The organism is Caballeronia zhejiangensis (genome assembly GCF_022879815.1).
GTDB lineage: Bacteria > Pseudomonadota > Gammaproteobacteria > Burkholderiales > Burkholderiaceae > Caballeronia > Caballeronia zhejiangensis.
The window spans coordinates 352,443-378,355 of record NZ_CP084284.1 but is presented as its reverse complement, the minus strand read 5'-3'; the positions used below and the strand labels follow the sequence as shown (position 1 = coordinate 378,355).

Here is a 25,913-nt window from a genome sequence, read left to right as displayed (position 1 = left end):
AGCGAACAACAAAAATCAAGCAACAACGACCTCAAGCCCCCGCGCGGCCAGCGCCCTTCGGACCCCCCGCTCAGGCAGAGCTTCACAAACCAGAAACCGAACCGCCTCGAACCCGGCGATCCTAACTGGCAAAACCAGGCCGAACTTCGAGCAATCAGCAACCACGACCGGGCACGCAGCAGACGCGATCATGCTCCCGCGCACCTCAGCGGCGAGCCGCGAATAATCCGTCAGATGCGCGTCATTCGTAATCCCCCCCGCCCCGACGAAAGCAAAATCCGCGTGATACTGCGCAAGCTGCTGAATGGTATCGAGCCCGAACGTCGCATCTTCGAGATCGGCGATCTCGCCACCCAGCAAAGTCACGCGATTGCCATTGCGCCGCGCCAGCAACATCGCGATACGCCAGTCGTTCGTATACACCGTCAGCCGATGCCGCTGCCCCAACGCACGCGCCAACGCCTGCGTCGTGCTTCCCGAATCGATGACGAGCGACGCCCCGTCCGGCACGAACGCCGCCGCGCGCACGCCGATCGCATGTTTCGCCGCCGCGTTCTTGGCTTCGCGCACATCGACGTGGGGCTCGCGCCGGTCGACCGATAACGCGCCGCCATGCGTCGTCGTCACGAGCCCGCGTCCGGCGAGCGCGTTGAGATCGCGCCGCACCGTCTCGCGCGACACCGACAACGCACGCACGAGATCCGCCACCGCGAGCGCGCCATGCTTGTCCAATTCGGAGAGGATGTACTGGTGACGTTGTTCGGCGAGCATCGTTCGATGAAGAAAGGCAAGGCGGCGTGTGGAGTTTAGCGGCCCTATGTGGCATTTCTCTGGCAAGCGCGATTCGTCAAGCCACGACGCGCAATGAATTCTTTCCCCCGGGTACGCAATCGACAAGCACGCCTCCGCTAGACTTCGTGCCTTATGCACGAGCTTTGAACGAGGCAACACGATGTACAAGAAAGGCGTGGTGATCGAAATCCAGTTCCCTCCCGAACGTCTGAACGACGCGGCTGGCGATCCCTACTGGATCGACCTCACACTCGACGAGGCAAAGCGCTTGCATGCGCAACTATCGCGGCGTTTCGAGGGCGAAGCGCGCGCCAATCAGCCGCTCGATACGTTCACCATCGAATGACGCGCCGCGCCGAAGTGCACGGTTAGACAAGACGCGCGCAAGCGTTCCGGCCGATACTGCGGCATTTCGTTTCGCCGCTTGCCTCACATGGTCTCGATTCTCGCCGCACCCGTCTTCGTGTTTCTCTGGTCGACGGGTTTCATCGTCGCAAGGGCGATCACGCCCTACGTCGATCCGAATCTCTATTTGCTCGCGCGCTTCGGCGGCACGACGCTGCTGTTTCTCGCAATCGCCGTCGTCACGCGCGCGCCATGGCCGAAAGGCGGGGACATCGGCCGGCATCTGTTCGCCGGCGCGCTGCTGCAAGGCGTCTATCTCGGCGCGGGCTACTGGGCCGTCGCGCAAGGCATGGGCGCGGGCATCATGGCGCTGCTCGGCGCGCTGCAACCGCTTTTGACCGCCGCCGTCGCCGCGCGGCTCTTCGGTGAACGGCTCTCGCCGCGCGCATGGAGCGGGCTCGTGCTCGGCCTCTTCGGCGTCGCGCTCGTGCTCGCGCCGAAGATCGCGGCGAGCGGCGCGCCCGTCACGCACGCATCGTCCGGACACGCGCCGCAATGGCTCGTCGCGACGATCGCCGTGCTCGCCGTCGTCGCGATCACCGCGGGCACGCTGTATCAGAAGACTTCGCTCGCGCGCGCCGATATCCGCAGCGCCAGCGCGTTGCAGAACGCGGGCGCGACGATCGTCGCGCTCGTGCTCGTGATCGCGCTAGGCGAGCATCGCTTCATCGTCTCCACGACGACGTGGCTCGCGCTCGCGTGGGGCATCGTGATGCTCTCGGGCGTCGCGACGACGCTGCTCGTATGGATGGTCCGTCGCGGCGACGCATCGCGCGCGACCGCCCTGCTCTTTCTCGCGCCGCCGCTCGCCGCGCTCGAAAGCTATCTCGCATTCGGCGAGACGCTCGACGCGATGCAGCTCGCGGGCTTCGGCCTCGCGCTCGCGGGCGTGCTGCTCGCGCGCTCGGAATAGCACGCCCGGCACGCCTCAATCGACCGTGTCCGCGCCCGCCGGGATGTGCTCGCGCACCGCCTTGCCCGGACCCGGCGCCCACGCGGGCCGCGTCTTCCTTCCGGTATCGACGACGACGAGATAATGCCCCGCCCAGGGCGTCGTCTTGCGCGTGGCCTTCAGCACCCACATCGACTGGCCTTCGGATACGCGCGCCTCGTATTGCGCATCGAGAATGCCGTGATGATCGAAGAACGTGTTGAGCGTCGACGGAATCCGCACGCAGCCCTTCGAGTGCCGCATGCCGAGCAGCGGCTCCAGTTTCTCGGGATCGGTGGCGTGCATCTGAAAGCGCATCGGCGACTTGCCGCCATGGCCCCAGCCGCGCTCGCCTTCGGCCCAGCCGAAATCGTAGATACGCATATCGCGCGCGCCGTAGCCGCGAATCTTGAACTCGTTGAGCGTGCCCTCGGCGCGAAAGTCCATGTTGCCCGGCACATGCTGGAAGACGCCGAGCGGCGTGAGGAAGTGATCGTAACTGCCGGGACGCCCCGTCGATACCGGCGATGCGCCGATCATCGACCACGCATCGTCGGCCTTCGCGCGGAAATAGACGAAGATCGCCTGCACGTTCGCGCTGCGATCGACCATCACGACGAATTCGTTGACGAGGCCGCCGTGACCGTCTTCTTCCAGCGTACGTTGCAGCAGACGGCCGTAGCCCTGCTGATCCGCGACGGGCACATTGAGCCGCCGATCGACTTCCTTCGCGAAGGTCTGCCGCATCGCATACGCGCCGGCCGGCTGCATGCCGCTGCGCTGCGCGAGATTCGGCTCGGGTGTTTCCGGCGGCAAGGGCACTTCGGGCGCGGCCGCTTCCGATGCCGCGCTCGCCGCCGATGCCGCGCTGGCTGCGCTCGCCGCCGATCCAGCCGATGCAGCCGATGCAGCCGACGCTTCCGGAGCCGGTTTGCGCGGGCATCGGCACGGGCATGGCGGGAAGCGCGCGCTCGGGCGCGCTCGCGGCTTGCGGAATGCTTGCGCCCTGCGGCATCGGCGGCACCGGGATAGAGCGGGCCACGGGCGCGACGGGCAACGCCGTCACGCGTCCCTGCGCGACCGCTCCCGATGCGCCCGAGGCCGCCTGAGGCTGCGCGCGAGCCGCCGTCGAGATCGAAAGAAGCGCGCCCGCCGCCGCGCACACGAGAAACCTTGCGCCGATCGGCGTCTTGTTCGTCCTGCTCTTTCCTGCCTGATGCATTGATTTGATTGATCCGCTTTGCCATTCGCCAACGGACGATCCACCGGATCGCCCGGTTCGAGCGGCCCATGCGCGAGACTGCGCGCATCGACAAAAAAGCCGGCGCGCACGACGCGCCGGCTTCGCCGCTACTTGAGGTTCGTCAACGGAAGCGCAGCAAAGTTCGTTCCGACCGCACGCGCGACGATGCGCGGCGCAGCGGAAACATCAATGCAGACGGATGGAGGCGTCGCCGGACGCGGAAGCCCGGGCACGCAAAGGTTCGTCGTGAAAGCGCTGATGGCACAGCTTCTGGGCGATCGCCTCGCCGATGTAAGGCACATCGGTCGCGAGCCTGGCGGTCGCGTAGGCGTGAGCGGTGCCCGCGCCGTGAACTTCGATGTCGCTCGCATACTGCCCGAGTTCGTGCTCGAGAAATCGCCGCACGTCGCGCGCGGCGCAGCGTTGAGGAAGATTCCAGACGAGCAGGTTCATCGCCGTCACCTTCTTGCGCGTGCGAAAACAGGCCGCCGGCTCTGCCTCGCGATCATCCGCGCCGCGAGCGTACCGACAACGAAGAGGGACACATACGCGAGCATCATGGCGACTCCAGGACTAATTTCGAGATAGCTCCATACTAATCCCGTTAATGGCGCGTGTGATGCGACATTCCGCCTATTTCAATAGATGTTCTAAATCGGACGGATAAGCCGAACGCATCGTTACAGGCCCGTACAGGTCATGCTGGAAAGATTCGGATACCGATTCGGCCAGTCGCCCGCCATTGCGGTTTGCGCTTCTTTCAGCGTCATGTCGCCGGTGCAGACGCAGCGCTTCAGGTACACCGCGAGCCGTTCCTTTCGGCGCTGGCCCTCGCGCCCTTCCCAGCGGCGCAGATCGAGATTCGCGGGCGAGTTGGGCGAGCCGCCGAGCAGCACCGGCATACGATGATCGAGCGCGTATTCCGACGCGAACGACGGATCGATGCTGCGCTGCTTGAGCAGCCGCTCCTTCTGACGCATCTGGATTTCAAACGACGGCAGCACGCGGTCGACGTAACCCGGAATGCAGATCGTATCGACGATGGTCGCCTGCGTGACGCGCGCATCGAGCCATTCGGCGCGCTGGGCGCGCGGCGTGCCGGGCACGCATGCGAGCATCGCGCAGCAGCACGCGAGCGCCGCGCGCGCGGCCCGGCGGGCGCGGCGCGCGCCCGGTTTCGGTTCCTCGGTGAACCCGGTATCCCTTCGACTCATGCGTTTCGTGCGCCATCGATCGCGGCCTCGGTCCGCCGCTTGTTTTCAAGATGATCGGAGGTTCAATTAAAGCACACGAAACGCGCGCCGCACGCGAAGAGTTGCTCGCGATCCGCGAAGCCGCGTCACGTCGACGCGCCGGACGCCGGACAAACCGATGCCGACGCCGCGTCGAGCGCCGCATCGAGCGCCTCGGCCGCCGCGACGAACGCCGCGAACGATGCCGCGATGCGCGCATCGTCCTCGCCGTTGCGATCGTCGTCGACCGCCAGTTCGCAGTCGCGCTGCAACGTGACGCACGCGCGCATGAACGACGCCGCGCCGATCACCGCCGCCGCGCCCTTCATGCGATGGGCGATGTCGCGCAGCAAGGCGTGGTCGTTGTCGGCGAACGCGGCGTGCGCGTCGGCGAGATCGCTCGCGTTCGCGGACTTCAGCGTATCGACGAGCGTCCCGGCCTGCTCGCCGAAACCGGCGAGCAACGCGGCATCCAGAACCGGCTCGCCGGATTCGCGCGTCGCCGATGCGACCGGCGCTGCAACCGGCACGCGGCCGTCGCGCGTCGCGGCGAGCAAGGCCTCGCGCAGCGCGTCGAGGCCGAGCGGCTTCACGAGGCACGCGTTCATGCCCGATGCGACCGCGCGCAATGCCGCCTCGGGCTGCGCGTTCGCTGTCAGGCCGATGATCGGCACGGCGCGCGTCGCCGGATGCTTCGCTTCGTCCTCGCGAATCGTGCGGGCCAGTTCCTCGCCGCTCATTTCGGGCATCGAGCAGTCGGTCAGAATCACGTCGACGGCGTGCGGCGCGGCGCGCCAGCGTGCGAGCGCGCTCTTGCCGTCTACGGCCAGTTGCGCGACGCCGCCGAGCAGCCGGATTTGTCCGTCGAGCACGATGCGGTTCGCCGGATGATCGTCGACGACGAGCACGCGCAAGCCCGCAAGCGATTCCGCCGATACGCCCGTCTCCACGGCCGGCGCATCGGCGGCGCACGCGACGGCATCCGCCTCGGGCAAATCGAGCCGCACGGTGAAGCGCGTGCCGCGCCCCGGCTCGCTCGCCAGCTCGATCGCGCCGCCCATCATCTCGACGAGCCGCTTGCTGATCGTGAGGCCGAGGCCGGTGCCACCGACGCTGCGCGCACGGCCATCGTGCGTCTGCACGAACGGCGTGAACAGCAGCGCCTGCTTCCCGGGCGCGATGCCGATGCCCGTATCGGACACCGCGAGCGTCACCGCGCGCCTGCCGTCCAGCGCCGGCGCGATGTCGTGTGCGAGCGTGACCGCGCCGGTATCGGTGAACTTGATCGCATTCGAGAGCAGATTGCCGACGATTTGCCGCAAACGCTGACCATCGGCACGAATCCAGACGGGACCGTCGCCGGAAAGCCGCTTCACGACGAGCGCGATGCCCTTAGCGCGGGCGGCCGGCTCGTAGATCGCCGCGACGCCCGCGATCCACGATTCGACCTCGAGCGGCGCGGGCGCGAGCACGAGGCGCTCCGCCTCGATCTTCGCGACGTCGAGCAGATCGTCGATCATGCCGAGCAGATCGCGCGCGGCGTGATGCGCGGTCGACAGCGCGCGCTTGGTCGCGGCGCGCTCGCCGGGCGCACGCAGCTCCATTTCCAGCAGGCCGAGCACGGCGTTCATCGGCGTGCGGATTTCGTGGCTCATCGTCGCGAGGAACGTCGATTTCGCGCGATTCGCCGTTTCCGCCTCTTCCTTCGCGGCGCGCATGGCGCGTTCGGCGGCGATCCGTCGCGCGATCTGCACGCGCAGCGTCAACGCCCAGCCCGCGAGCGCGAGCAAAAGCGCAATGCCGAGCAGCGCGCCCAGCTCGACTTGCGGACGGCGGCGCTCCCACATCATTTCGGGATGCTCGGCGAGCTTCCAGCGCGTGCGGATCGATTCGAGTTCCGGCGGCGGCAGGCTCGCGATCGCGCGATTCACGATGCCGAGCAGCACCGGCTCGCCCGCACTGACGATGAGTCCGTGCGGAATCGGCTTCGTCGACAGCACGCCGCTGATCGTGAGCGTGCCGCGAAACGGATTGCCCACGGCGTAATTGGCGAAAGGCAGATCGGCGACGGCCGCATCGGCGTCGCCGTTGGCCACGGCGCGAAACGGACCGTCGAACGGTTTCGAATCGACGATGCGCGCTTGCGGCGCATCCTCGCGCACGAAGTTCAGGATCGGCCAATCGTGCGGAATCGCGATGCGCTTGCCGGCGAGCGCGGCGGCGTCGCGCAAGGGCGGACGGCCCACGGCGGTCACGATCGCAAAAATGCTTTCGCCCGTCGGCGTGGTCGCCTCGCCGCCGGGCAACGGCGACAACGCGCCGAGACTGAACGGCACGATCGCGGACGCGCCGCTCTTCAGATCGGCGCGCAACTGCGCCATCGACGTGCGTATGCGCGGCTCGAAGCGCAAGCCGGTCACGCGCGCGATCGCGTCGAGGATATCGACGGCGATGCCCGCCGCGTTGCCGCGCTGATCGCGGAACATCAGCGGCGCGGCCTGCGCGAGCATCGAATAATGCACGACGGGATGCGCCGCGATCCACGCTGCTTCCTCGCGCGTGAGCGGGATCGGCGTGTTGCGCGTGATCGCGGACGCCGCCGGCTGCCAGCGCTCGTGCGTCACGAGCGCGAAGCTCGGCGGCAATGCGGCGAGCGCATCGTCGACGCGCTTGCGCAGCGCATCGGCGTCGGCGCGTCCGGGCGCGAACGCGAAACTGTAGCCGCCTTCGTCGAAGGTCGCGAAACCGGTGATCGTCAGGTTCGGCAAATCGAAATGATCGATCGTGTACGAGGCCACGGTCATGTCGCCGACGAAGGCGTCCGCGTCGCCGAGCGACACCGCGAGCAGCGCGCCGGTCAGATCGGGATAAACGACGGGTTCGAGCGATGGATACGCCGCGCGCAGACGCGCCGGCGATGTCTGCGCGGCCACGTAAGCGAGCCGATGCGTCGGCGGATGGGAATGGAGCGGCTCGACGTAGATCAGCTTCGTCGGCAGATACGGGCGGCTGAACGCGAGCGGTTCGCCGGCGTCTTCGCCTGTCGCGCCCGTCGCCATGTCGATGTCGCCGAGCCTGAGCGCCGCGATCATCGCCGGCCTGTCGGGAAAGAAGCGCCAGTCCGGATCGATTCCGAGCGCACTCGCGACGGCGTTCGCAAAATCGGCCGAGATGCCGCGCGGCAAGCCCGGCCGCGCCGAACAATGATTCACCGAATCGGCCATGTCGAGCGGCGGCGCCATGCCCGGCACCGCGCCGATCACGATGGACTCCTTCGCATGCGCAAACCCGCACGCGATGCAGAGCACACACGCGAGAACAGCGCACGCGCCCCGCCCGGCGCCGGCGCGATGCTGCGCTAGATTGAACACGTCACGCCCCGATGGACCCGAGTGCGGCTAGTGTCTCAAAAACACCCGGGCGCGTATATCGACGGCGTGACGCATGAAGCCGCGCTTCGTTGCGCGGCGCGAAACGCGCGTCAGGCGGGCACCGACTCCGCCTTTTGCGCGCGCGACCACACGCGATGCTTGCTCATCGCTTCGATGAAGCTCTTCAGCACGGCATTCGCGTCGCTGCCCACGGCGACGCCTTCCTCGCCGCCCGGCAGATGCGCGGCCGCGAGCAGGTCCTCGCCGTCGCCGATCGCGCCGATGGCCTTCAGATGCTTGAACGCTTCGAGCACGAAGTGACGCGCGTCGCCGGATTCCGACAGCGTCTTCGCGCTGTCCTTGCCGCCCGCGACGATCACGCCGTCGAACATGATCGACGGCATGCCGAGGATGGTCGCATCGGCCTCGATGCCTTGCGCGGGCGAGCCGAGCGTCGGCGAGATGACCTTTGCGTGCGCGCCCTCGGCTTTCAGCGCGTCCTGCACGGCCTTGATGCTCGCGGCATCGGCGCCGGGCGCGGCGAGAATGGCGACTTTGCGCGTCTTGATCGACGGCTTCGTTTTCGCGACGATCGACAGCGCCGGCGATTCCGTCACCGAAGACTTGCCGAGCTCGTCGGCATCCGCGTTCTTCTTCGGCGCGGGCAAGCCGAGATTCTCGGCGACGCGCGCGGCGAGCGTCTCATCGATGTTCGCGAGAATGCCGAGCTGGCGCTCGCGGATGTGCTTGCGCTCGACCTTCGACAACTCGAACGAATACGCGCCGACGATGTGATCCTTTTCCGGATCGGTCATGCTGTTCCAGAAGAGCGTGGCTTGCGAATAATGGTCCTTGAACGACGGGCTGCGCACGCGGATCTTCGAGCCTTCGACGCGCTCCGTGTAGCTTTCGAAGCCGCCGCCCGATGCGGCGGGCGGGGTTTCCTTCGGCCATCCGCCGTCGATGGAATTCGGCTCGTAGGACGCCTGTCCCTTGTCGATCGTCTGGCGATGCATCGCGTCGCGCTGGCCGTTGGCGAGTGGCGCGAGTGGCCGGTTGATCGGAATTTCGTGGAAGTTCGGGCCGCCGAGACGGCTGATCTGCGTGTCGGTGTAGGAGAACAGACGCCCTTGCAGCAGCGGATCGTTGGTGAAATCGATGCCCGGCACGATGTGCCCGGGGCAGAACGCGACCTGCTCGGTTTCGGCGAAGAAGTTATCGGGATTGCGATTCAGCGTGAGCTTGCCGATCATCTTGAGCGGCACGAGCTCTTCGGGAATGATCTTGGTCGGATCGAGCAGATCGAAGTCGAACTTGTGTTCATCCTCTTCTTCGACGATCTGCACGCCGAGTTCCCATTCGGGATAGTCGCCGTTGTCGATCGCTTCCCAGAGATCCCGCCGATGGAAGTCCGAATCCTTGCCCGCGAGTTTCTGCGCTTCGTCCCAGAGCAACGATGCGGAGCCGATCGTCGGCCGCCAGTGGAACTTGACGAAGCGTCCTTTGCCTTGCGCGTTGATGAAGCGGAAGGTGTGGATGCCGAACCCTTCCATCGTGCGCAGGCTGCGGGGAATCGCGCGATCGGACATGGTCCAGAGCACCATGTGCGCCGATTCGGGCACGAGCGAGACGAAGTCCCAGAAGGTGTCGTGCGCGGATGCGCCTTGCGGCATTTCGTTGTGCGGCTCGGGTTTGACCGCGTGGACGAAGTCGGGGAACTTGATCGCGTCCTGAATGAAGAATACCGGCATGTTGTTGCCGACGAGATCGAAATTGCCTTCTTCGGTGTAGAACTTGACGGCGAAGCCGCGCACGTCGCGAACGGTATCGGCTGAGCCGCGCGAGCCTTGCACGGTCGAGAAGCGCACGTAGACGGGCGTTTCCTTCGACGGGTCTTGCAGGAAGGCGGCCTTCGTCAGTTCGGCCTGCGATTCGTACACCTTGAAGACGCCATGAGCGGCCGAGCCTCGGGCGTGGACGATGCGTTCCGGAATGCGCTCGTGGTCGAAGTGCGTGATTTTTTCACGCATGATGAAGTCTTCGAGCAACGAAGGGCCGCGTTCGCCGGCGCGCAGGGTGTTCTGGTTATCGGCGATCTTGACGCCCTGGTTTGTCGTCAGGGCCTGGTTGGTCGCGTCGGAGCGGAACGTTTCGAGGGATTCGACTTTTTTGTTGGTGTTGCTCTGCGAGGGGGTGCGGGCTACGCCGCCTTCGGGCGGTTGCTTCTCCATTGCCATTTTTTTGCGGACTCCGGGTTTGGGTGAGGACTTGCGGTCCTCTACCGCAATTGATGTTCCCGGGCGGGGGTGCTTTTCGCCGTGGTTGTTTTCGCCGGATCCCGTTTTCTTTGTGGTCTATTAGCGTTGCCCCTGTGCGGGGCGGCACTCACTTTCTTTGCTGTAGTCGCCGGATCCCGGTTTCGCGTCGGTCTATTAGCACTGCCCCTGTGCGGGGCGGCACTCACTTTCTTTGCTGCTGCAAAGAAAGTAAGCAAAGAAAGCAGCTTTTCAGGCCCGCGGTCACACGCAATTTGGGTAGTCCTCTCGTCCGAGGCGGCACTCGCCTAAAGAGTGCCCTCAAACACCTAATCGGGCTTGGCTCGCACACGGTCTGCCAACCAATAACTTCGAGGGCGCTGGTTCAGCACGAAAGAGCTTCGGCACAGCGCTACGCGCTGCCGCCGGGTCTGCAAGGGAAACCATCGGTTTGCGCGCGCAGTGCGATAAAGATGTTAGTAGCGAAGCACGCGCGGACCCGATTGACCGGTCGGCCGCGAAGCGGGCTGGAGCTATTTGGTGCTGAACCAGTTTGTTGTGTGGTGCGATGTGGCAGACCGTGCGCGAGCCAAGCCCGATGGGGCCTATGAGGGCACTCTTTAGGCAGCCCACGATGGACGAGAGGACTACCCAAATTGCGTGTGACCGCGGGCGTATCGGAAGCTGCTTTCTTTGCTTACTTTCTTTGCAGCAGCAAAGAAAGTAAGTGCCGCCCCGCACAGGGGCAGTGCTAATAGACCACTAAGAAAACGGGATCCGGCGAAAAACCGGAGCCGACACGAATACGGGATCCGGCGAAAAACCGGAGCCGACACGAATACGGGATCCGGCGACAACAAAACAAAAAACCCCCGAACCCCACCGCCTCGCGGTAAAAGCAAACCATCACCCCACCGGCGACAACGCCCCCAACTTATCCGCCGTAGTCTTCTGCAACGTAATGATCCGGCTCATAGCCGCATGATTCGTGGTCGCTTCGTCGTACATCTTCGCGAGATCCGCCTTGAGCTGCGTCCTCGATCCGCCATCGAGATAGACCATGTGTCCGGAAGGATAAAACGTCGCCGAAAGATTCTGCCGCACCGTCTTGTCGATCAGCGGCATCTGCTGCAAGTCGATGATCGTCTGATAGAACGGCGTCACGAAGTCGTACATCCCATTGGCGGCCAGCACCTTCAGATCGACGTTCAGCGCCATCACCGCGGCGAGATCGCCCGCCGTGTAGAGAATGATGTTGCCCTTCGAATCCAGGCCCTTCTGTTCGCCCGTCGGGTCCGTATGCTTGAAGTCCCAGTTGAGGAACGCCTGATCGTTCAGGTCCGTGAACGACGACGTCGACGTGAACTTCAACTGCTCGTTCAGATAGCTGTTCCACATCGTCGTGTAGACGCCGCTCACCGCGGTCATCGTCGGATCGTTGCCGCCCGAATTCGGATCGATCTTGCCCGCGATGCCCGTCGATATCGCCGTCACGCGACCATCGTAGGAGCCGAGCGATTCGCCCTTCGACTTCAAGAGCGTCGTGAGAAAAAGCGAATTCCCCCGGCTGTCGTAAGCCGCGATATCGAGACTCCACGCCAGCAACGTCGCGCGGTCGATGCCCGTGTATTCGGAGAGCTTCTCGACCACTTCATCGTCCGTCTGCGGAAATTTGCGCAGCGCGTTCAGATAATCCGTGCGCGAGAACTCCGCGACTTCCTCCACGAACGTCAGCAAGTTGGTCGGCGTCGGATGCACGCCGAGTTTCTTGTGATACCACGCGTCGGCGGCGGCGGTCGGCAACGCGCCGACAGGATTGCCCGCCTGCGCGTAATCGAGAATCGACGATTGCAGCGTGACGCCGTTCAAATCGATGCCGTCCTCATGCAGCTTGTACGCGAGCACGCAACTGCGCGCCGTGCCGTACGACTCGCCGAACAGAAACTTCGGCGAATTCCAGCGATTGTTCTTCGTCAGATAACGCTTGATGAACTGCGCGATCGACCCCGCATCCTGATCGACGCCCCAGAAATCGCGATTCTTGTTCGGCGCGATCGCCGCCGAATAGCCCGTGCCGACCGGATTGATGAAGATGAGATCGCTGCGGTCGAGCAGGCTGTCCGGGTTGTCTTCCATCTGATACGGCGCGGGCGGCGTGAAGCCCGGCATCGCCGTCTTGATGCGGCGCGGCGCGAACGAGCCGAGCAACACGAACACCGACGACGACCCCGGCCCGCCGTTATAGAAGAAGGTCAGCGGACGCGCCTCTTCCTTCGCGCCGTCTTTCGTGAACGCGACGTAGAACATCTTCGCGCTCGGCTTCGAACTGCTCGGATCGACCGTGACGAGATGGCCGACCGTCGCCGTATAAGCGATCTTCGCGCCGCCGATCGTCACGCTGTGATGCGTGATCGCCGCGTTCTCGTCGGCCTCGGTCGCCGCGACGGCGTCGTCGGGACCGTTGCCGTACGCGACCGGATCGAAATACGGCTGATCCTTCTTCGCCGTCGTGGTCTTCTTCGGCGCTTTCTTCGCGGCGGCGGTCAAGGCCGGTTCTTCCGCGTTCGCAGGTTTGTCGCTCGCTGCCAGTGGATCGGAGTTCATCGTGATCGCTCCAGAATCGTCGTCGTGGTTGTTGTTCACTGTCTTACGCCTTGCTCAAAGACTTCGCGGGTTTCAACGCGGCCGCGATCTTCGCGCCGTCGGGACTGCCCATGCCGGTGCACGCGTCCCAGCCGGCCGCCGCGGAAAAACTTCCGTTGTTGCCTTCCGTGATGTCGCGAAACGCCGTCTTCGCCGTGTAGAGCTTCGGATTGACGAAGCCCGATGGCGAACCGTTGATCGCGTTGATGCGCGCGATCAGCGCAGCCCACAACGGCGCGACCGCGCTCGTGCCGCCGACGACCGTATCCTCGCCGTCGATCAGCACCTCATAGCCGGTCAGCGGCGATGCGTCGCCCGCAACGTCCGGCACGCCGCGCTTCGCGAGCACCGTCTGCTTGCCGTTACGCATCACCGACAAACCCTTCTGCCATGCCGGCAGCGCGAACACGCCCGACACGCCGCCGCCGCCCGAGCCGCCCTGATCGCCGTCGTTCCAGACGACTTCCTTCGCGATGCCCGTCGCCGACGCCTTCAGGCTCGTGCCGCCGCAGCCGAGCACATACGGGCTCGACGCCGGAAAGTCGACGTGATCCGCGCCGTCGCCCGTGCCATCGGACGAGCCGCTGTCGCCCGATGCCGCGCACACCGTCACGCCGAGCGCGGCCGCGCTTTGCAGCACGTCGTTGAACGCGCCGATCGATTGCGACGACCAGTTCGCCTCCGGCCCGCCCCAACTGATGGATATGACCGAAGGCTTGTTGGTGGAATCGTGCAGCGCGCGATTGACGGCATCGACGAAACCGGCGTCGCTGTTCGGCGCGAAGTACACGGCGATGCGCGCGCCCGGCGCCACCGCGCCCGCGACCTCGATATCGAGCGTCACCTCGCCGTCCGGGCCGTTCGGATTGCCCGTGGGCGCGTTCTTGCCGCCATCGACGCCGACCGACACGACTTGCGGCGACTTCACGCCGAGCTTCGAGAAGTACGCGGAAAGATCGGCATCGCGATAGCCGCCGCCCAGTTCGATGATGGCGATGCATTGGCCCGCGCCGTCGCCATCGGGGAAATCGTAGAGACGCGCGAGATCGACCGGCGTGAACGACGCGCTCGCCGCGCCGCGCGCCGGCTTGAACGGCGGACGGAAACGAAAGTGCGGACGCGCCTGCGGCTTGCTGTCGAGGCCGAGAACGGCGGTGACGGCGTCGTGCACTTCGTCGGGCACCTTCACCGGCCCCGAGCGTCCGCGATATTCGCCGATGTTGTGATGTTGAAAGCGTTCGAGCTTGACGTCGAAAGCCTTCTGGAATTGTTCGATGGTCCCTTTCAGCACGACGCTGCGCGTTTCGGTTTCCGCCCGCACGACCGTCAGGCCGTACTGCTGCGCGAACGCCTTCACTTTGGCGATGTCGTCGTCCGAGGCGGTGAAACGTTTGTCGAATTCCTCGCGCGATACGGCTTGCGCGGGCGCTTCGCCGGAATCGATGCGCGCCATCATCTGCTTGAAGCCCGCCTCGTCCTTGCGCCGCAGCATCACGATGACTTCGATCTGTTCGGACGGATCGCAGTCGCCGATGCATTGCGCGCCTTCGGGATGAATCTTGTCGCTGCCGCTGACCGGTTGCTTCGTCATGGTATCGATGCTCCTCGTTGGCCATGAAAATCAAAGTTTCTCGATCCTGCCGCTGCCCGCGCTTATCGTCTTATTTTCCGGGCGCGAATGCAATTGCTCGGACCGTTGACGAGAGCATGCAGTTCCAGCGAGACAAAAGCTGTCCCGGTCTTCAACGTTTCGTCTCGATGTGCGGCTCGGCGGGGAGCGCGATGCCGAGGCGCTCCATCAGGCGTCGCGCGTCGAACGGGGCGCGCACTTTCTGATCGTTGTCGAAGTAGCAGAAGACGTCGCGGCCCGCGCGCGGCCGTGCTTTCGCCGATGAAATCAGCCGCGCGTCGGCGATCTGTCCGCCCGACGCCCAGCATTCGATGCGGCGTGCCCATTCGTCGAGCGCCTCGTCCTTATAGCTGCCGCCATAAAGCGTTTCGCTGCCGTGAAGCCGCAAATAAGTGAAGTCGGACGTGAGATCTTCGGCATAGGGCCAGCCGGCCACCGAATCCGACACGACCAGCGCCGCGCCGTATTTGCGCAGCAGCCGCACGAATTCATCGGTGCAGAAACTCGGATGACGGATCTCGATCGCGTGCCGCAGCGCGCGCTTTCTTCCGGGCTCGAACCACGGGTCTTTCACGCGCGTGTCGTGGCCCTGGGCGAGCCGCGCGGCGGCGACCGTATCCTTCGGCAGCAATTCGAGAAAGCGTTCGAAGGCTTCGGGACGGAAGGAAAAGTTCGGCGGAAACTGCCAGAGGAACGGACCGAGCTTGTCGCCGAGCGCGAGCACGCCGGACGCGAAGAAGTTCGAGATCGCCGGAATCGCCGTTTCGTCGCGAAAACGCAGCATGTGCGTCAGATAGCGCGGCCCCTTCACGCTGAAGACGAAGCCATCGGGCGTCGCGTCGCGCCACGCGCGATAGCTCGTCACGCTTTGCAGCGAATAATGCGATCCGTTGATCTCGACCGTCTGGACCGCGCGCGACGCGAAATCGAGCTCGCGGGCCTGCGCGAGCTTTTTCGGATAGAACACGCCGCGCCAGCCGGCATAGCGCCAGCCCGAAATGCCGATGCGGATGCGCCCTGTCATCGCGCGCCTAGTGCGGACGGCCTTCGTCGTATTCCGCCCGCGCGCCCTGCGGCAGCCACGGCTCGCGATGCTTGCACCAGAGCTCGTAAGTCGGCTCGAAGACGCCGGTTTCGTCGAATGCGCCGATGGGCAGATCGACTTCGTCGCGCGTCGTGAATTCCATGTACGCGACCGAGCCGCACGCCGGGCAGAAGTGCCGCCGGCCATCGTCGGAACTCTTCCACGTCGAAAGGCTGCCGCTCATCATCACGTTGCCGCGCGCGTAAATCGCATAAGCTCCGAAGGCGGAGCCATGCACTTGCCGGCACGTCGTGCAGTGGCAGATGCAGACGCGAATGGGCTTGCCCGTCGCGCGAAAGCGGAACGCGCCGCACGCGCATCCGCCTTCATGAACCGTAGCCGCCCGCGTTTCGTCCTTTTCAACGCTCATCGATCTCTCCCGTAAATACGATGGTTTGTTACGATAACCCTTCACGATCGGAGATGGCACTCATGAGCACACCAAGCACGACCGGCACCACGTATACCGCGAGTACCTTGTCCCTGCTGAAGCTGCTTCCCGGCGCCGGATCGGAGTTCGGTCCGGCCGCATCCGACCTCGTCGCCCACGTGCTGTCGCATGATCGCTTCGACGCGGTCGCGAATGCGAACGCGCCGCGCGAAACGTTCCGCGGCGTCACCGTCGACGACGTCATGAACGACGAGTACGTGTTCCCGCTCGGCCGCACCGGCCAGTCGATCGTGCTGACGGGCTATCGCATCGCGGCGGGTTTCATCGCCGAACGCGCGGCCGACGAATGGCTCGAACTCGCGCACAAGGAACGCGTTGCAAAAGGCTTGCCCGCCGAGCCGCAAGGCAGCGAGCCGCATCTCGCGCCCGATCCCGCCGAAGCCGATCAGCTGCTCGACCGCGCCTACGAGTGCGCCCAGCGCATTCTCGATCCGGTCGCGGGCGAGCCGGTTCTTTCGCTCTTCGAGACGCACTATCGCGGCGGACGGGAGTTTTTGCGTCTGAGCTGGGAAGGTTTGCCGGAGGATCTCGTGCCGGAATCGCGCCGTCCGCTCGCGGCGCTCGCCGCCGCGCAAAACGGCGAGCGGCGAGAAAAGCGCGATTACGATCCGTACGGTCTCGACGGCGTCGACGATTACGACGTCGACAGGCCGCTCGCGTATCGCGAGAAGATCGGGCCGTTTCTCTTCACGATGACCTATCGTCACGAATACCCGCAGGTCGACGACGAGCGGCTCGGCACCGCGTTCGCCGTCTTCCACGAGGCGGGCAGCGATATCGTCGCGGCGGCGGTGCGGCTGAAACTCGTCAAGGTGCCGCCGCTCACGAGCAGCGCCGATCTCGTCTACACGCTCGACACTTACTCGGGCGAAATGCTCTCGCTCGCGCTCGCATCGACGGAAGCGCTCGGTCCGGAGAAGCTGTGCGAGGTCTACAACGCGCATCGCGTGATTTACATCAGCCTGTGGGAAGTGAGAAAGCCGTGGCGCGGCGAGGGCCTCGGCGTCGCGCTGCTGCATCAGGCGCTGGAACGCCTTCCCGTCGATGTCGATGGCCGGCCGAACGCGCTGTGCGTCGCGCCCGAGCCGTATCAGACCGACATGCGGCACTTCGAGAAGCTGCCCGGCGTGCTGCGCGAGGAACTGAAGACGCCGGCGAAGCGCCTCGCCGCGCATCTGACCAACTGGCTCGAACGCTCGAAGCTGCCGATCGCCACGCACTTCTTCGTGCCGATGGCCAAGCATGCGGGCATCGGCTCCGCGGGCGAGAACGCGCGGCTCATCGACCGGATCATGGAGAGCGAGGCCTGACGCGATGCTCGTCATCGTCGACATGCAGGCGCGGCTCCTGCCGCATCTGGATGGCGCGCAACGTCTGACGGAGCGCGCCGGCACGCTCTTGCGCGCGGCGAACCTGCTCGACGTGCCGGTGCTTTTTACGGAGCAGAATCCGCGCGGGCTCGGCGGCACGGTCGAAAGCCTGCCCGTCGATCTCCGGTCTGCGAAAGTCGTCGAAAAGCACACATTCGATGCGACGCTCGAACCCGCGTTCGTCGATGCGCTGCCGCCCGCGCCCGCGACGCTGTGGGTCGCCGGCGCGGAGGCGCATGTGTGCGTGCTGCTGACGGTGCTCGGAGTGTTGCGGCTCGGCTATCGCGTGGAATTCGTGGCGGACGCGGTCGCGTCGCGGCGAGCCGCGGATCGCGCCGTCGCGATCGAGCGGGCGCGGCAGGACGGCGCGCGGCTCACGACGGTCGAAACGACGATCTTCGGATGGATGGGCAGTTGCCGGCATCCGCGCTTTCGGGACGTGCTTGCGCTGATCAAGTGACGTGGGTTTCGAACCAGACCGTTAGTTTTACGCGCGCATGCAGCATTTACCCGCACGGCCCGCTCATAAGCCAGCCAGCGTCCGTCCCGAGCGCATGGCACCCCACTTGCTGTAGTCTGCGATTGCGGCTCGACGAACGTTCGGTTCCCTTACAGTTGCCGAACGATCGCGAACCGCGCCTCTTGCGCCGCCCCGAGGACTCGAGCATCGGCGCTCCGCCCGATCCGTCGCAATCGGCTGCGAGCGAATCCCCGTGAAGACTTGAGCCCGTCGACGCCCTTCCGAACGAGCGAGGAGCAACCGATCGCCATGTCCCCAGCCGATACCCATCCTCACGACGACGCCAGCGACGCGGCGCGAAAGCCGTCGCGCCGTCGTTTCCTGCAATCCGCCGCCGCGGCCGCAGCAGTGACCGCCGCGCCGCACGCGCGCGCGCAGCAACCGGCCGCGACGCCGGCCTTGGCGCCGCCGCCCGCCGCCACGCCGATGTTGCCCGTGAAGCTCACCATCAACGGCCATCCGTATGAACTGCAGGTCGAGGCGCGCACGACGCTCCTCGACGCGCTGCGCGAATATGCCAACCTCACCGGCACGAAGAAAGGCTGCGACCGCGGCCAGTGCGGCGCGTGTACGGTGATCGTGTCGGGCCGGCGCATCAACTCGTGCCTGACGCTCGCGGTGATGCACGACGGCGAATCCGTCACGACCGTCGAAGGCCTCGCGCCCGACGGCGACACGCTCGCGCCGATCCAGCGCGCGTTCATCGAGAAGGACGCCTTTCAGTGCGGCTACTGCACGCCGGGGCAATTGTGCTCGGCGACGGCGCTCATCGCCGAATATCGCAACGGCGACGCGAGCGCGGTCACGGCCGACGTGCGCTTTCGCCCCGCGCAACTCTCCGACGACGAAATTCGCGAGCGCATGAGCGGCAACATCTGTCGATGCGGCGCGTATCCGAACATCGTCGCGGCGGTAAAAGCCGTCGCGTCGGGCAACGCATAAGGAGACGCACATGGACGCGATCTCCTATCAGCGCGCGCCGGATATTGGCGCGGCGCTCGCGGCCGCGAGCCAGCCGGGCACGATGTTCATCGGCGGCGGCACGAATCTGCTCGACCTGATGAAAGGCGGCGTCATGCGGCCGATGAGGCTCGTCGACATCACGCACATCGACGGCCTGAATGGCATCACCGCCCTGCCCGATGGCGGTCTGCGGCTGGGCGCGCTCGTGCGCAACAGCGACGCCGCCAATCATGCGTGGGTGCGCGAACGCTATCCGCTTCTGTCGCAGGCGCTGCTCGCGGGCGCATCGGCGCAACTGCGCAACATGGCGACCGTCGGCGGCAATCTGATGCAGCGCACGCGTTGCGCGTACTTCTACGACACCGGCTTTCCTCAATGCAACAAGCGCTCGCCGGGCAGCGGCTGCGCGGCCATCGACGGCAACAATCGCATGCACGCGATTCTCGGCGCGAGCCGTCAGTGCATCGCGACGAATCCGTCCGACATGAGCGTCGCGCTCGCGGCGCTCGATGCCGTCGTGCGCGTCGCGGGCCCGAACGGCGAGCGGACGATTCCGTTCGCGGAGTTTCATCGGCTGCCGGGCGACAGGCCCGAGCTCGACACGACCTTGCACGCAGGCGAGCTCATCACGTCGGTCGATCTGCCGCCGCCGCTCTTCGCCGCGCACTCGAAGTATCTGAAAGTGCGCGATCGCGCGAGTTATGCGTTCGCGCTGGTGTCGGTCGCGGCCGCGTTGCAGATGGACGGCAACACGGTGAAGAGCGCGCGCATCGCGCTCGGCGGCGTCGCGCACAAGCCGTGGCGCGCGAACGCGACCGAACGCGCGCTCGTCGGCCAATCGCTCGATAAAGCCACGCTGCAGAACGCCGCCGCGCTCGCCGTACAGGGCGCCCAGCCGCAGCGCGACAACGCGTTCAAGATCGTGCTCGCGCAGCGCGCGATCGTGCGCGCGGTTCAACAGGCCGGAGGTGTCGCATGACTGTCATCGGAAAACCGCTCGATCGCACCGACGGCGTGCTGAAAGTCACCGGCCAGGCGCGCTATTCCGCCGACAACACCGACGCCAAGCTCGCGCATGCGGTCATCGTCACGAGCACGGTCGCGCACGGCCGTATCGCGTCGATCGACACGAGCCGCGCGCAATCGATGCCCGGCGTGCTTCTTGTGATGACGTATCGGAACGCGATGCGCCTGCCGAACAACGGCGTCCCCGACGCGCAGCCGCCCGCCGTGCGCAAGCTGACGCTCTTGCAGACCAACGAGGTGCGCTACAGCAACGAGCCGGTCGCGGTCGTCGTCGCGGACTCGCTGGAGCACGCGCAAGGCGCGGCGCGTTACGTCGACGTGCGCTACGAAGCCGCGATGCCCAACGCGGATTTCACGCGCGCGAAGGCCTCGGCGTATCAGCCGGAAAAGATGATGGGCCGCGCGATCACGACGAAACGCGGCGACGTCGACGCCGGTTTGAAACAAGGCCCGACGCGCCTCGACGCCGTCTACACGACGCCGTACGAACATCACAATCCGATGGAGCCGCACGCGACCGTCGCGCGCTGGGACGGCCCGAATCTCACGCTCTACGACGCGACGCAAGGCGTGTCCGGCGCGAAAAGCGCGGTCGCGAAGTTCTTCGGCATCTCCGATGAGAACGTGCGCGTGATCTGCCCGTTCGTCGGCGGCGGCTTCGGCTGCAAGGGGTCGGTGTGGTCGCACGTCGTGCTGGCGGCGATGGCGTCGAAGCAGACCGGCCGCCCCGTCAAGCTCGTGCTCGAACGGCCGCAGATGTTCGGCATGGTCGGCAACCGGCCATTCACCGAGCAGCGCTTTCAGGTGAGCGCGCGCGATGACGGCATCATGACCGGCATGCGTCACGACGTCGTTTCGACGACATCGACGTTCGAGGACTGGACCGAAAGCTCCGCGATCGTCACGCGCATGCTGTACGCGGTGCCGAACCAGTCGACGTCGCACAAGCTGGTCAAGCTCGACATCGGCACGCCGACCTTCATGCGCGCGCCCGGCGAGACGAGCGGCTCGTTCGCGCTCGAATCGGCGATGGACGAAATGGCGTATCGACTGAACATGGATCCGCTCGCGTTTCGCATCAAGAATCACGCGAACATGGAGCCGCAGGAGAAGAAGCCGTGGTCGGAGAAGGCGCTGCTCGAATGCTATCGGCGCGGCGCGGATACCTTCGGCTGGTCCAAGCGCAACCACGCGCCGAAGTCGATGCGCGAAGGCAATACGCTCATCGGCTGGGGCGTGGCGACGGCGACGTATCCGGCGAATCGCAGCGAGGCGTCGGCGGTGGCGCGCATCCTGCCCGACGGCACCGCGATGGTCGCGTCCGGCACGCAGGATCTCGGCACCGGCACGTACACGATCATGACGCAGGTCGCCGCCGACGCGCTCGGCTTTCCGCTCGATTACGTGCGCTTCGCGCTCGGCGATTCGTCCTTGCCGAAGGCGCCGGTCTCGGGCGGCTCGCAATCGGCGGCGAGCGTGTCGCCGGCGGTGCGGGCGGCGTCGATGGAGGCGCGCGATCAACTCATCGCGATGGCGCTCGCGGATCGCGGATCGCCCGTCGCCGGTCTCGCGCGCGAGGACGTGACCGTGTCCAACGGCTGGGTCGTGAGCCTGTCGAATCCTGACAAGCGCGATCCCGCGGCGGCGATCATCGCGCGCAACGGCGGCAAGCCGATCGAGGCGATCGCCACGACCCGGCCCGGCGACGAGAAAAAGCAGTATTCGTTTCACTCGTTCGGCGCGGTGTTCGCGGAAGTGCATGTCGATGCGGACCTCGGGATCATCCGCGTGCCGCGCATCGTCGGCGTGTACGACGTCGGCACGCTCTTCAACGAAAAGACCGCGCATAGCCAGTTGATGGGCGGCATCGTGTGGGGCGTCGGCTCGGCGCTGCTGGAAAAGAGCGAGATGGATTCGCGCTACGGGCGCTATACGAACGCGAATCTCGCGGAATATCACGTCCCGGTGAACGCGGATATCGGCATGCTGGATATCGCGTTCGTCGGCGAGCCGGACCCGCATATCAATCCGCACGGCGCGCGGGGCATCGGCGAGATCGGCATTACGGGCGTGGCAGGCGCGCTCGGCAACGCGGTGTATCACGCGACGGGGGTGCGTGTGCGCGATCTGCCGATTACGCTCGACAAAATCCTGCCGCCGACGATGGCGTGAAGTGAAACGACGCACACGGCGGTCCGCCCGGCCGCCGTGTGTTTTTTTATGCTTGCGACGCCGTTCGATGCGCCGCACAATCGCGATTCATCCCCACACGAGCACCCGCGATGACCTATTCGTCGAACGCGACCGGCATTCTGCTGGCGGCGGGTCTCGGCACCCGTTTCGACCCGTCCGGACTCCACAACAAGCTGCTCGCCACCCTGCCCGACGGAACGCCCATCGTGTTCCAGTCGGCGCGCAGGCTGCTCGCCGTGTGCGCCGAAGTGATCGCGGTCGTGCGTCCCGGCGCCGAAAAGCTCGCCGACGTGCTCAACGAAGCAGGCTGCAACGTCATCTTCAGCGTCGACGCCGAGCGCGGCATGGGCGCGACGCTCGCCGCGGCCGTGCGCGCGACGTCCGAAGCCGATGGCTGGCTCGTCGCGCTCGGCGACATGCCGTGGATCGAAGCGTCGTCGTATGAAGCGGTCGCGCGTGCGCTCGACGGCGGCGAAGCGCTCGTCGCGCCGTTCCATCGTGGCAAGCGCGGGCATCCGGTGGGCTTCGGCATCGCGCATCGCGAGATGCTCGCCACGCTCGACGGCGACGCGGGCGCACGCGCCATCTTCACGACGCACAAGCCGTTCATCGTCGAAGTGGACGATGCGAACGTGCTGCGCGACGTGGATTTGCCGAGCGACCTCGGGCAGACTTGAGCGCGACCTAAGCCGCGATCGCCGCCGTTTCCGCGGAATCTTCGGCGTCGGCGCCGATCGGCAGATAGCGCCGGCTGACGTCGAGCAGCGTCGCGCCGAATCCCTTCTTCGCCCGGAAATCCGTCCGCGCGCTCGTCACCACGCGCGGCGACGCACTCCACTCGATCCGTGCGCCGGTCGCGATCAGCGCTTCGACGAGCGCCACGTCCTCGCTCGTCTCCAGCGGCGCAAATCCGCCCGCCTTCACGTACGCGCTCGCCGACACGCCCATGTTCGCGCCGTGAATATGCCGATGCCCGTCCGCATCGGTATAAGTGCGCCCGAAGTGCTCGCGCACCGCGCCGATATGCGGCGACCAGTCGTGCACGCCGATCACGCCGCACACCGCGTCCGCGCAGCAGTCGAGCTGGCGCACGAGCCAGTCTGCGGCGACGGTCGTATCGGCATCGGTGAATGCGAGCCAGCGCGCGCCCAGCGCCAGCGCCCGCTGTGCGCCATGCGCGCGCGCGACGCCGACATTGCACGCCTCGATGCACGTCACTTCCGCGCCCAGCGCCCGCGCGATGGCGGCGGTGTCATCGCTGCAACTGTCGGCGACGACGATCACGCGCGCCGCCTCGCCAAGCAGTTGATGATGATCTGCCGCGCGACGTGCAGCCGCGACGCACGCGCCGATATGCGCGGCTTCGTTGTGAGCAGGAATGACGATGGCAAGCATTGGCGGCTCCGTGTGTGAGTTTTTTTCCGTTGGCAATCGAGACGGCGCGATGGATGAATTTCAGCAATGGCCGTTCCCGTGAATGGCGGGCCGCTCCGCCGTATAAGGGCGCGATCGTCTCTAAATAGTTGCTGAAAAGCGGCGGGAATCGCTAGAATTACTGTATGGATATACAGTGCTTTTATGATTCCGCTCGCCGATGAAAAGCGTCACCATCGATCCGTCGTTCGCTGCCTGGCGTACCGAGGCGCGCAATCTCCTCATGGAAGACGCGCGCCCGGAAGACGTGGAATGGCTCGAAACCGATGCATCGGCAACGGTGTTCGGCTCCATCGTTGCGTCGCGCGGCCCGTCGGATCCGAATGCGAAGAAGCCGGTCAAGATCGCGCGCGAATTCCTCGCCATGCTCGAAACGGCGGCGTGCTTTCGCGCGCCCGACCGCTGGCGGTTTCTCTACAAGGCGCTGTGGCGCTGGACGCAGGGCGACCGCGCGATCGCCTCGCCGGAAGATCCGGACGGGCATCGGCTGCGGCGCATGATCGAATCGGTCGAGGCCGAAGAAAGCGAAATGCGCAGAGTGCTGCGTTTCCGGCATCGCGATTCGTCGCTCGGGCCGCCCGAGTTCATCAGTTGGTTCGAGCCGGTGCACGATGTGCTGGAGCACGCCGCGATGCACTTCGCCACGCGCATGGGCAGCGCCACGTGGATGATCGCCACGCCGCACGGCGCCGCGTTCTGGGACGGCGCGCTCCTGCGCGTGGACCGCACGAGCGAGCCGGAAGAAAAGCCGATGGATTTCGGCGACACCGCGATGAGCGGCGAAGCCATCAGCGGCGACGCCATCGAGGCGCTCTGGCTCGCGTATTGCGAGAGCACGTTCGCGCCGGCGCAGGAAAACGCCGCCGAAATGGCGTCGCATATGCCGGTGCGCTACTGGAAAAGCCCGGAGAACGCGCGCACCGATCCCGCGCTGATCTCCCGCGCCGATCCCTATTCGCGGCGCGACCGTCATCCGCGTAATGTGCCGCCCGACATGGAAGTCGCCATCAACACGGATCTGGAGCCGATCAAGGGCACGATGCTGATCGAGCCGCCGTCGCTCGATGCATGCAGGCGCTGCGCGCTGTGGCGCAACGCGACGCAGGCGGTGCCGGGCGTCGGTCCCGGCGACGCCCGCGTGATGCTGGTCGGCGAGCAGCCGGGCGATCAGGAAGACCGCGAGGGCAAGCCGTTCGTCGGTCAGGCGGGCAAGCTGCTCGACGAAGCGCTCGCCGAGGCGCAGATCGCGCGCGAATCGCTCTATCTGACCAACGCGGTGAAGCATTTCAAATGGGAAGCGCAAGGCGAGGAGCGCGCGCATCTCGCGCCCGCGCAGCGCGAACGCGAAGCCTGCCGCTACTGGCTCGACGAAGAACTGAAGCGCATCGGGCCGAAAGTCGTCGTCGCGCTCGGGGCGACGGCGCTCAAGGCGCTCACGGGGCATCGCACGGCGTTGTCCGAGTATCTCGGCAAGACCATCGAGCATAAGGGGCACATCATCGTGCCGACGTATCACCCGTCGTATCTGATGCGCCTCGCCGACGACAAAGTGCGCGCGGAAGTCTTCGGGACGATCGTCGAGGCGCTCGTTTTCGCGCAGCAGATCGCCGACGGCACCGCGACCATCCGCACGCCGGTGAAGGACCCGACGCGCTGAACGAGCCGCAGATGCAACAGGACGAAACAGGACGAAACAGGACGCAACAAGACGAAAGCGTCGTCAACGTTCCTGTAAGCCGCGCGTTATACCGGTGTCGCGCCGACTGGCGCTCACCGATGGTCCACATCACACCCAAATGGCCGCTCTCCCGCTCGAAGAACTCCGCCGTCAACAATCGCAGGGCTTGCACACACGCGCGCTCGTGCCGAAATCGGCCGGGCAACTGAAGACCGAACGCGAGCGCATCGTCGCGCGTCTGCAATTGCTGCTCAACGTGACCATCGCGGTGGCGCTCGCGGGCGTCGCGCTCATCGCGTGGCTGCCGTTCTCGCCTGTGCCGCACGCATTCCGCTTCGGCGTGCAGGAAGTGCTCGGCGTCGCGGTGTTCGCGTCGTGCCTGTTCATCCTGCACGAGCGCGCCGAACTGGAGCTCGGTCTTTACGACTACGAGCCCGTCGAGCAGACGACGCAAGGCGAATTGCGCGCGCTGCTGCATCGCGTGCCGGAAGGCGTGTCGTATCAGGAAGCGCTCGCCGCGGACAAGCGCACGTTCGTGACTGGCGAAGTCGACGGCATCCGCCGCCGCGCCGAAGCGTTCACGCCGAAGACGCTGCCCGCCGCCGACGGCAACACGGAAACCTGAGCGCCGCTCGACGCCGCATCCAAGCCGCCGCCTCGCCATCGCGAGGTGGCGGCTTTTTTACATCGAC

Annotated in this window: 21 protein-coding genes and 1 pseudogene; 11 read left to right on the top strand and 11 right to left on the bottom strand. The window is 65.8% G+C overall.

Annotation, left to right across the window (positions count from 1 at the left end; all coding sequences use genetic code 11):
- Nucleotides 1-15 precede the first annotated feature (15 nt).
- The gene (locus tag LDZ23_RS16240; RefSeq protein ID WP_008353794.1) at nt 16-771 is read right to left on the bottom strand and encodes a DeoR/GlpR family DNA-binding transcription regulator; all 756 of its coding nucleotides are present in this window, start codon (nt 769-771) and stop codon (nt 16-18) included.
- 181 nt (nt 772-952) lie between these two features.
- On the opposite strand from LDZ23_RS16240, the gene LDZ23_RS16235 reads away from it, so the two are divergent.
- Both LDZ23_RS16235 and LDZ23_RS16230 read left to right on the top strand, forming a co-directional pair.
- Entirely contained in the window at nt 953-1,138 is a 186-nt protein-coding gene (locus LDZ23_RS16235) for a hypothetical protein (protein WP_008353795.1), read from the top strand.
- Between the two features lie 87 nt (nt 1,139-1,225).
- Nucleotides 1,226-2,110: a DMT family transporter gene (locus tag LDZ23_RS16230; protein WP_008353796.1), complete on the top strand. Its 885-nt coding sequence runs from the start codon at nt 1,226-1,228 to the stop codon at nt 2,108-2,110.
- 15 nt (nt 2,111-2,125) lie between these two features.
- Here LDZ23_RS16230 and LDZ23_RS16225 read toward each other — a convergent pair whose 3' ends face one another.
- Complete coding sequence (locus tag LDZ23_RS16225; protein WP_425306902.1) at nt 2,126-2,950, bottom strand: L,D-transpeptidase; 825 nt, start codon at nt 2,948-2,950, stop codon at nt 2,126-2,128.
- A gap of 20 nt (nt 2,951-2,970) precedes the next feature.
- Between LDZ23_RS16225 and LDZ23_RS35005 the strand changes: the two genes are divergently transcribed.
- Nucleotides 2,971-3,237, top strand: a complete 267-nt coding sequence (locus LDZ23_RS35005; protein ID WP_425306901.1) for a hypothetical protein — start codon at nt 2,971-2,973, stop codon at nt 3,235-3,237.
- Nucleotides 3,238-3,557: 320 nt separating this feature from the next.
- On the opposite strand, the gene LDZ23_RS16220 is transcribed toward LDZ23_RS35005, so the two are convergent.
- The 8 genes and pseudogenes from LDZ23_RS16220 to LDZ23_RS16185 all read right to left on the bottom strand — a co-directional run bounded on the left by LDZ23_RS16220 (nt 3,558) and on the right by LDZ23_RS16185 (nt 15,956).
- Nucleotides 3,558-3,824 carry a hypothetical protein gene (locus tag LDZ23_RS16220; protein WP_008353799.1) on the bottom strand — a complete coding sequence of 89 codons (267 nt, stop codon included), beginning with the start codon at nt 3,822-3,824 and terminating at the stop codon, nt 3,558-3,560.
- A 227-nt stretch (nt 3,825-4,051) separates the two neighbouring features.
- Nucleotides 4,052-4,585, bottom strand: coding sequence for a hypothetical protein (locus LDZ23_RS16215; RefSeq protein WP_008353800.1), 534 nt, complete (start codon nt 4,583-4,585; stop codon nt 4,052-4,054).
- A 125-nt stretch (nt 4,586-4,710) separates the two neighbouring features.
- Nucleotides 4,711-7,866, bottom strand: a complete 3,156-nt coding sequence (locus LDZ23_RS16210) for an ATP-binding protein (protein ID WP_235366170.1) — start codon at nt 7,864-7,866, stop codon at nt 4,711-4,713.
- A 218-nt stretch (nt 7,867-8,084) separates the two neighbouring features.
- Nucleotides 8,085-10,319, bottom strand: a pseudogene (gene katE / locus LDZ23_RS16205) (catalase HPII); the annotation flags it as partial.
- Nucleotides 10,320-11,135: 816 nt separating this feature from the next.
- Entirely contained in the window at nt 11,136-12,833 is a 1,698-nt protein-coding gene (locus tag LDZ23_RS16200; RefSeq protein ID WP_033536950.1) for a S10 family peptidase, read from the bottom strand.
- Nucleotides 12,834-12,876: 43 nt separating this feature from the next.
- A complete protein-coding gene (locus tag LDZ23_RS16195; RefSeq protein ID WP_008353804.1) occupies nt 12,877-14,463 on the bottom strand; it encodes a S53 family peptidase in 1,587 nt (528 codons plus the stop codon).
- 151 nt (nt 14,464-14,614) lie between these two features.
- Nucleotides 14,615-15,526, bottom strand: coding sequence for a DUF72 domain-containing protein (locus LDZ23_RS16190; protein ID WP_008353805.1), 912 nt, complete (start codon nt 15,524-15,526; stop codon nt 14,615-14,617).
- Between the two features lie 7 nt (nt 15,527-15,533).
- A complete protein-coding gene (locus tag LDZ23_RS16185) occupies nt 15,534-15,956 on the bottom strand; it encodes a GFA family protein (protein ID WP_008353807.1) in 423 nt (140 codons plus the stop codon).
- 62 nt (nt 15,957-16,018) lie between these two features.
- On the opposite strand from LDZ23_RS16185, the gene LDZ23_RS16180 reads away from it, so the two are divergent.
- From LDZ23_RS16180 to LDZ23_RS16155, 6 genes are all read left to right on the top strand, one after another.
- Nucleotides 16,019-17,347, top strand: a complete 1,329-nt coding sequence (locus LDZ23_RS16180) for a hypothetical protein (protein ID WP_008353808.1) — start codon at nt 16,019-16,021, stop codon at nt 17,345-17,347.
- A 4-nt stretch (nt 17,348-17,351) separates the two neighbouring features.
- A complete protein-coding gene (locus LDZ23_RS16175; protein WP_008353809.1) occupies nt 17,352-17,867 on the top strand; it encodes an isochorismatase family protein in 516 nt (171 codons plus the stop codon).
- Between the two features lie 309 nt (nt 17,868-18,176).
- Nucleotides 18,177-18,869 (top strand): (2Fe-2S)-binding protein, encoded by a 693-nt coding sequence (locus LDZ23_RS16170; protein WP_008353810.1) that lies wholly within the window; start codon nt 18,177-18,179, stop codon nt 18,867-18,869.
- Nucleotides 18,870-18,879: 10 nt separating this feature from the next.
- A complete protein-coding gene (locus LDZ23_RS16165; protein ID WP_008353811.1) occupies nt 18,880-19,869 on the top strand; it encodes an FAD binding domain-containing protein in 990 nt (329 codons plus the stop codon).
- Nucleotides 19,866-22,088: a xanthine dehydrogenase family protein molybdopterin-binding subunit gene (locus tag LDZ23_RS16160; protein ID WP_008353812.1), complete on the top strand. Its 2,223-nt coding sequence runs from the start codon at nt 19,866-19,868 to the stop codon at nt 22,086-22,088. Before LDZ23_RS16165 ends, LDZ23_RS16160 begins: the two co-directional genes overlap by 4 nt.
- Nucleotides 22,089-22,198: 110 nt before the next feature.
- Nucleotides 22,199-22,786: a nucleotidyltransferase family protein gene (locus tag LDZ23_RS16155; RefSeq protein ID WP_008353813.1), complete on the top strand. Its 588-nt coding sequence runs from the start codon at nt 22,199-22,201 to the stop codon at nt 22,784-22,786.
- A gap of 7 nt (nt 22,787-22,793) precedes the next feature.
- On the opposite strand, the gene LDZ23_RS16150 is transcribed toward LDZ23_RS16155, so the two are convergent.
- A complete protein-coding gene (locus LDZ23_RS16150; RefSeq protein WP_008353814.1) occupies nt 22,794-23,504 on the bottom strand; it encodes a glycosyltransferase family 2 protein in 711 nt (236 codons plus the stop codon).
- 199 nt (nt 23,505-23,703) lie between these two features.
- On the opposite strand from LDZ23_RS16150, the gene LDZ23_RS16145 reads away from it, so the two are divergent.
- Nucleotides 23,704-25,200, top strand: a complete 1,497-nt coding sequence (locus LDZ23_RS16145; RefSeq protein ID WP_244808190.1) for a UdgX family uracil-DNA binding protein — start codon at nt 23,704-23,706, stop codon at nt 25,198-25,200.
- Between the two features lie 139 nt (nt 25,201-25,339).
- Nucleotides 25,340-25,846, top strand: coding sequence for a hypothetical protein (locus LDZ23_RS16140; protein ID WP_008353817.1), 507 nt, complete (start codon nt 25,340-25,342; stop codon nt 25,844-25,846).
- The last annotated feature ends 67 nt before the right edge of the window (nt 25,847-25,913 follow it).

What these genes read in the sequence shown, in the direction of transcription:
- LDZ23_RS35005 (WP_425306901.1), top strand. Translation starts at nt 2,971, where the DNA reads ATGCCGCGCTCGCCGCCGATGCCGCGCTGGCTGCGCTCGCCGCCGATC.
- LDZ23_RS16215 (WP_008353800.1), bottom strand. Translation starts at nt 4,585, where the DNA reads ATGAGTCGAAGGGATACCGGGTTCACCGAGGAACCGAAACCGGGCGCG.
- LDZ23_RS16200 (WP_033536950.1), bottom strand. Translation starts at nt 12,833, where the DNA reads ATGAACTCCGATCCACTGGCAGCGAGCGACAAACCTGCGAACGCGGAA.
- LDZ23_RS16190 (WP_008353805.1), bottom strand. Translation starts at nt 15,526, where the DNA reads ATGACAGGGCGCATCCGCATCGGCATTTCGGGCTGGCGCTATGCCGGC.
- LDZ23_RS16145 (WP_244808190.1), top strand. Translation starts at nt 23,704, where the DNA reads ATGAAAAGCGTCACCATCGATCCGTCGTTCGCTGCCTGGCGTACCGAG.
- LDZ23_RS16140 (WP_008353817.1), top strand. Translation starts at nt 25,340, where the DNA reads ATGGCCGCTCTCCCGCTCGAAGAACTCCGCCGTCAACAATCGCAGGGC.
- LDZ23_RS16235 (WP_008353795.1), top strand. Translation starts at nt 953, where the DNA reads ATGTACAAGAAAGGCGTGGTGATCGAAATCCAGTTCCCTCCCGAACGT.
- LDZ23_RS16170 (WP_008353810.1), top strand. Translation starts at nt 18,177, where the DNA reads ATGTCCCCAGCCGATACCCATCCTCACGACGACGCCAGCGACGCGGCG.
- LDZ23_RS16180 (WP_008353808.1), top strand. Translation starts at nt 16,019, where the DNA reads ATGAGCACACCAAGCACGACCGGCACCACGTATACCGCGAGTACCTTG.
- LDZ23_RS16155 (WP_008353813.1), top strand. Translation starts at nt 22,199, where the DNA reads ATGACCTATTCGTCGAACGCGACCGGCATTCTGCTGGCGGCGGGTCTC.
- LDZ23_RS16220 (WP_008353799.1), bottom strand. Translation starts at nt 3,824, where the DNA reads ATGAACCTGCTCGTCTGGAATCTTCCTCAACGCTGCGCCGCGCGCGAC.
- LDZ23_RS16160 (WP_008353812.1), top strand. Translation starts at nt 19,866, where the DNA reads ATGACTGTCATCGGAAAACCGCTCGATCGCACCGACGGCGTGCTGAAA.
- LDZ23_RS16165 (WP_008353811.1), top strand. Translation starts at nt 18,880, where the DNA reads ATGGACGCGATCTCCTATCAGCGCGCGCCGGATATTGGCGCGGCGCTC.
- LDZ23_RS16185 (WP_008353807.1), bottom strand. Translation starts at nt 15,956, where the DNA reads ATGAGCGTTGAAAAGGACGAAACGCGGGCGGCTACGGTTCATGAAGGC.
- LDZ23_RS16175 (WP_008353809.1), top strand. Translation starts at nt 17,352, where the DNA reads ATGCTCGTCATCGTCGACATGCAGGCGCGGCTCCTGCCGCATCTGGAT.
- LDZ23_RS16150 (WP_008353814.1), bottom strand. Translation starts at nt 23,504, where the DNA reads ATGCTTGCCATCGTCATTCCTGCTCACAACGAAGCCGCGCATATCGGC.
- LDZ23_RS16230 (WP_008353796.1), top strand. Translation starts at nt 1,226, where the DNA reads ATGGTCTCGATTCTCGCCGCACCCGTCTTCGTGTTTCTCTGGTCGACG.
- LDZ23_RS16195 (WP_008353804.1), bottom strand. Translation starts at nt 14,463, where the DNA reads ATGACGAAGCAACCGGTCAGCGGCAGCGACAAGATTCATCCCGAAGGC.
- LDZ23_RS16240 (WP_008353794.1), bottom strand. Translation starts at nt 771, where the DNA reads ATGCTCGCCGAACAACGTCACCAGTACATCCTCTCCGAATTGGACAAG.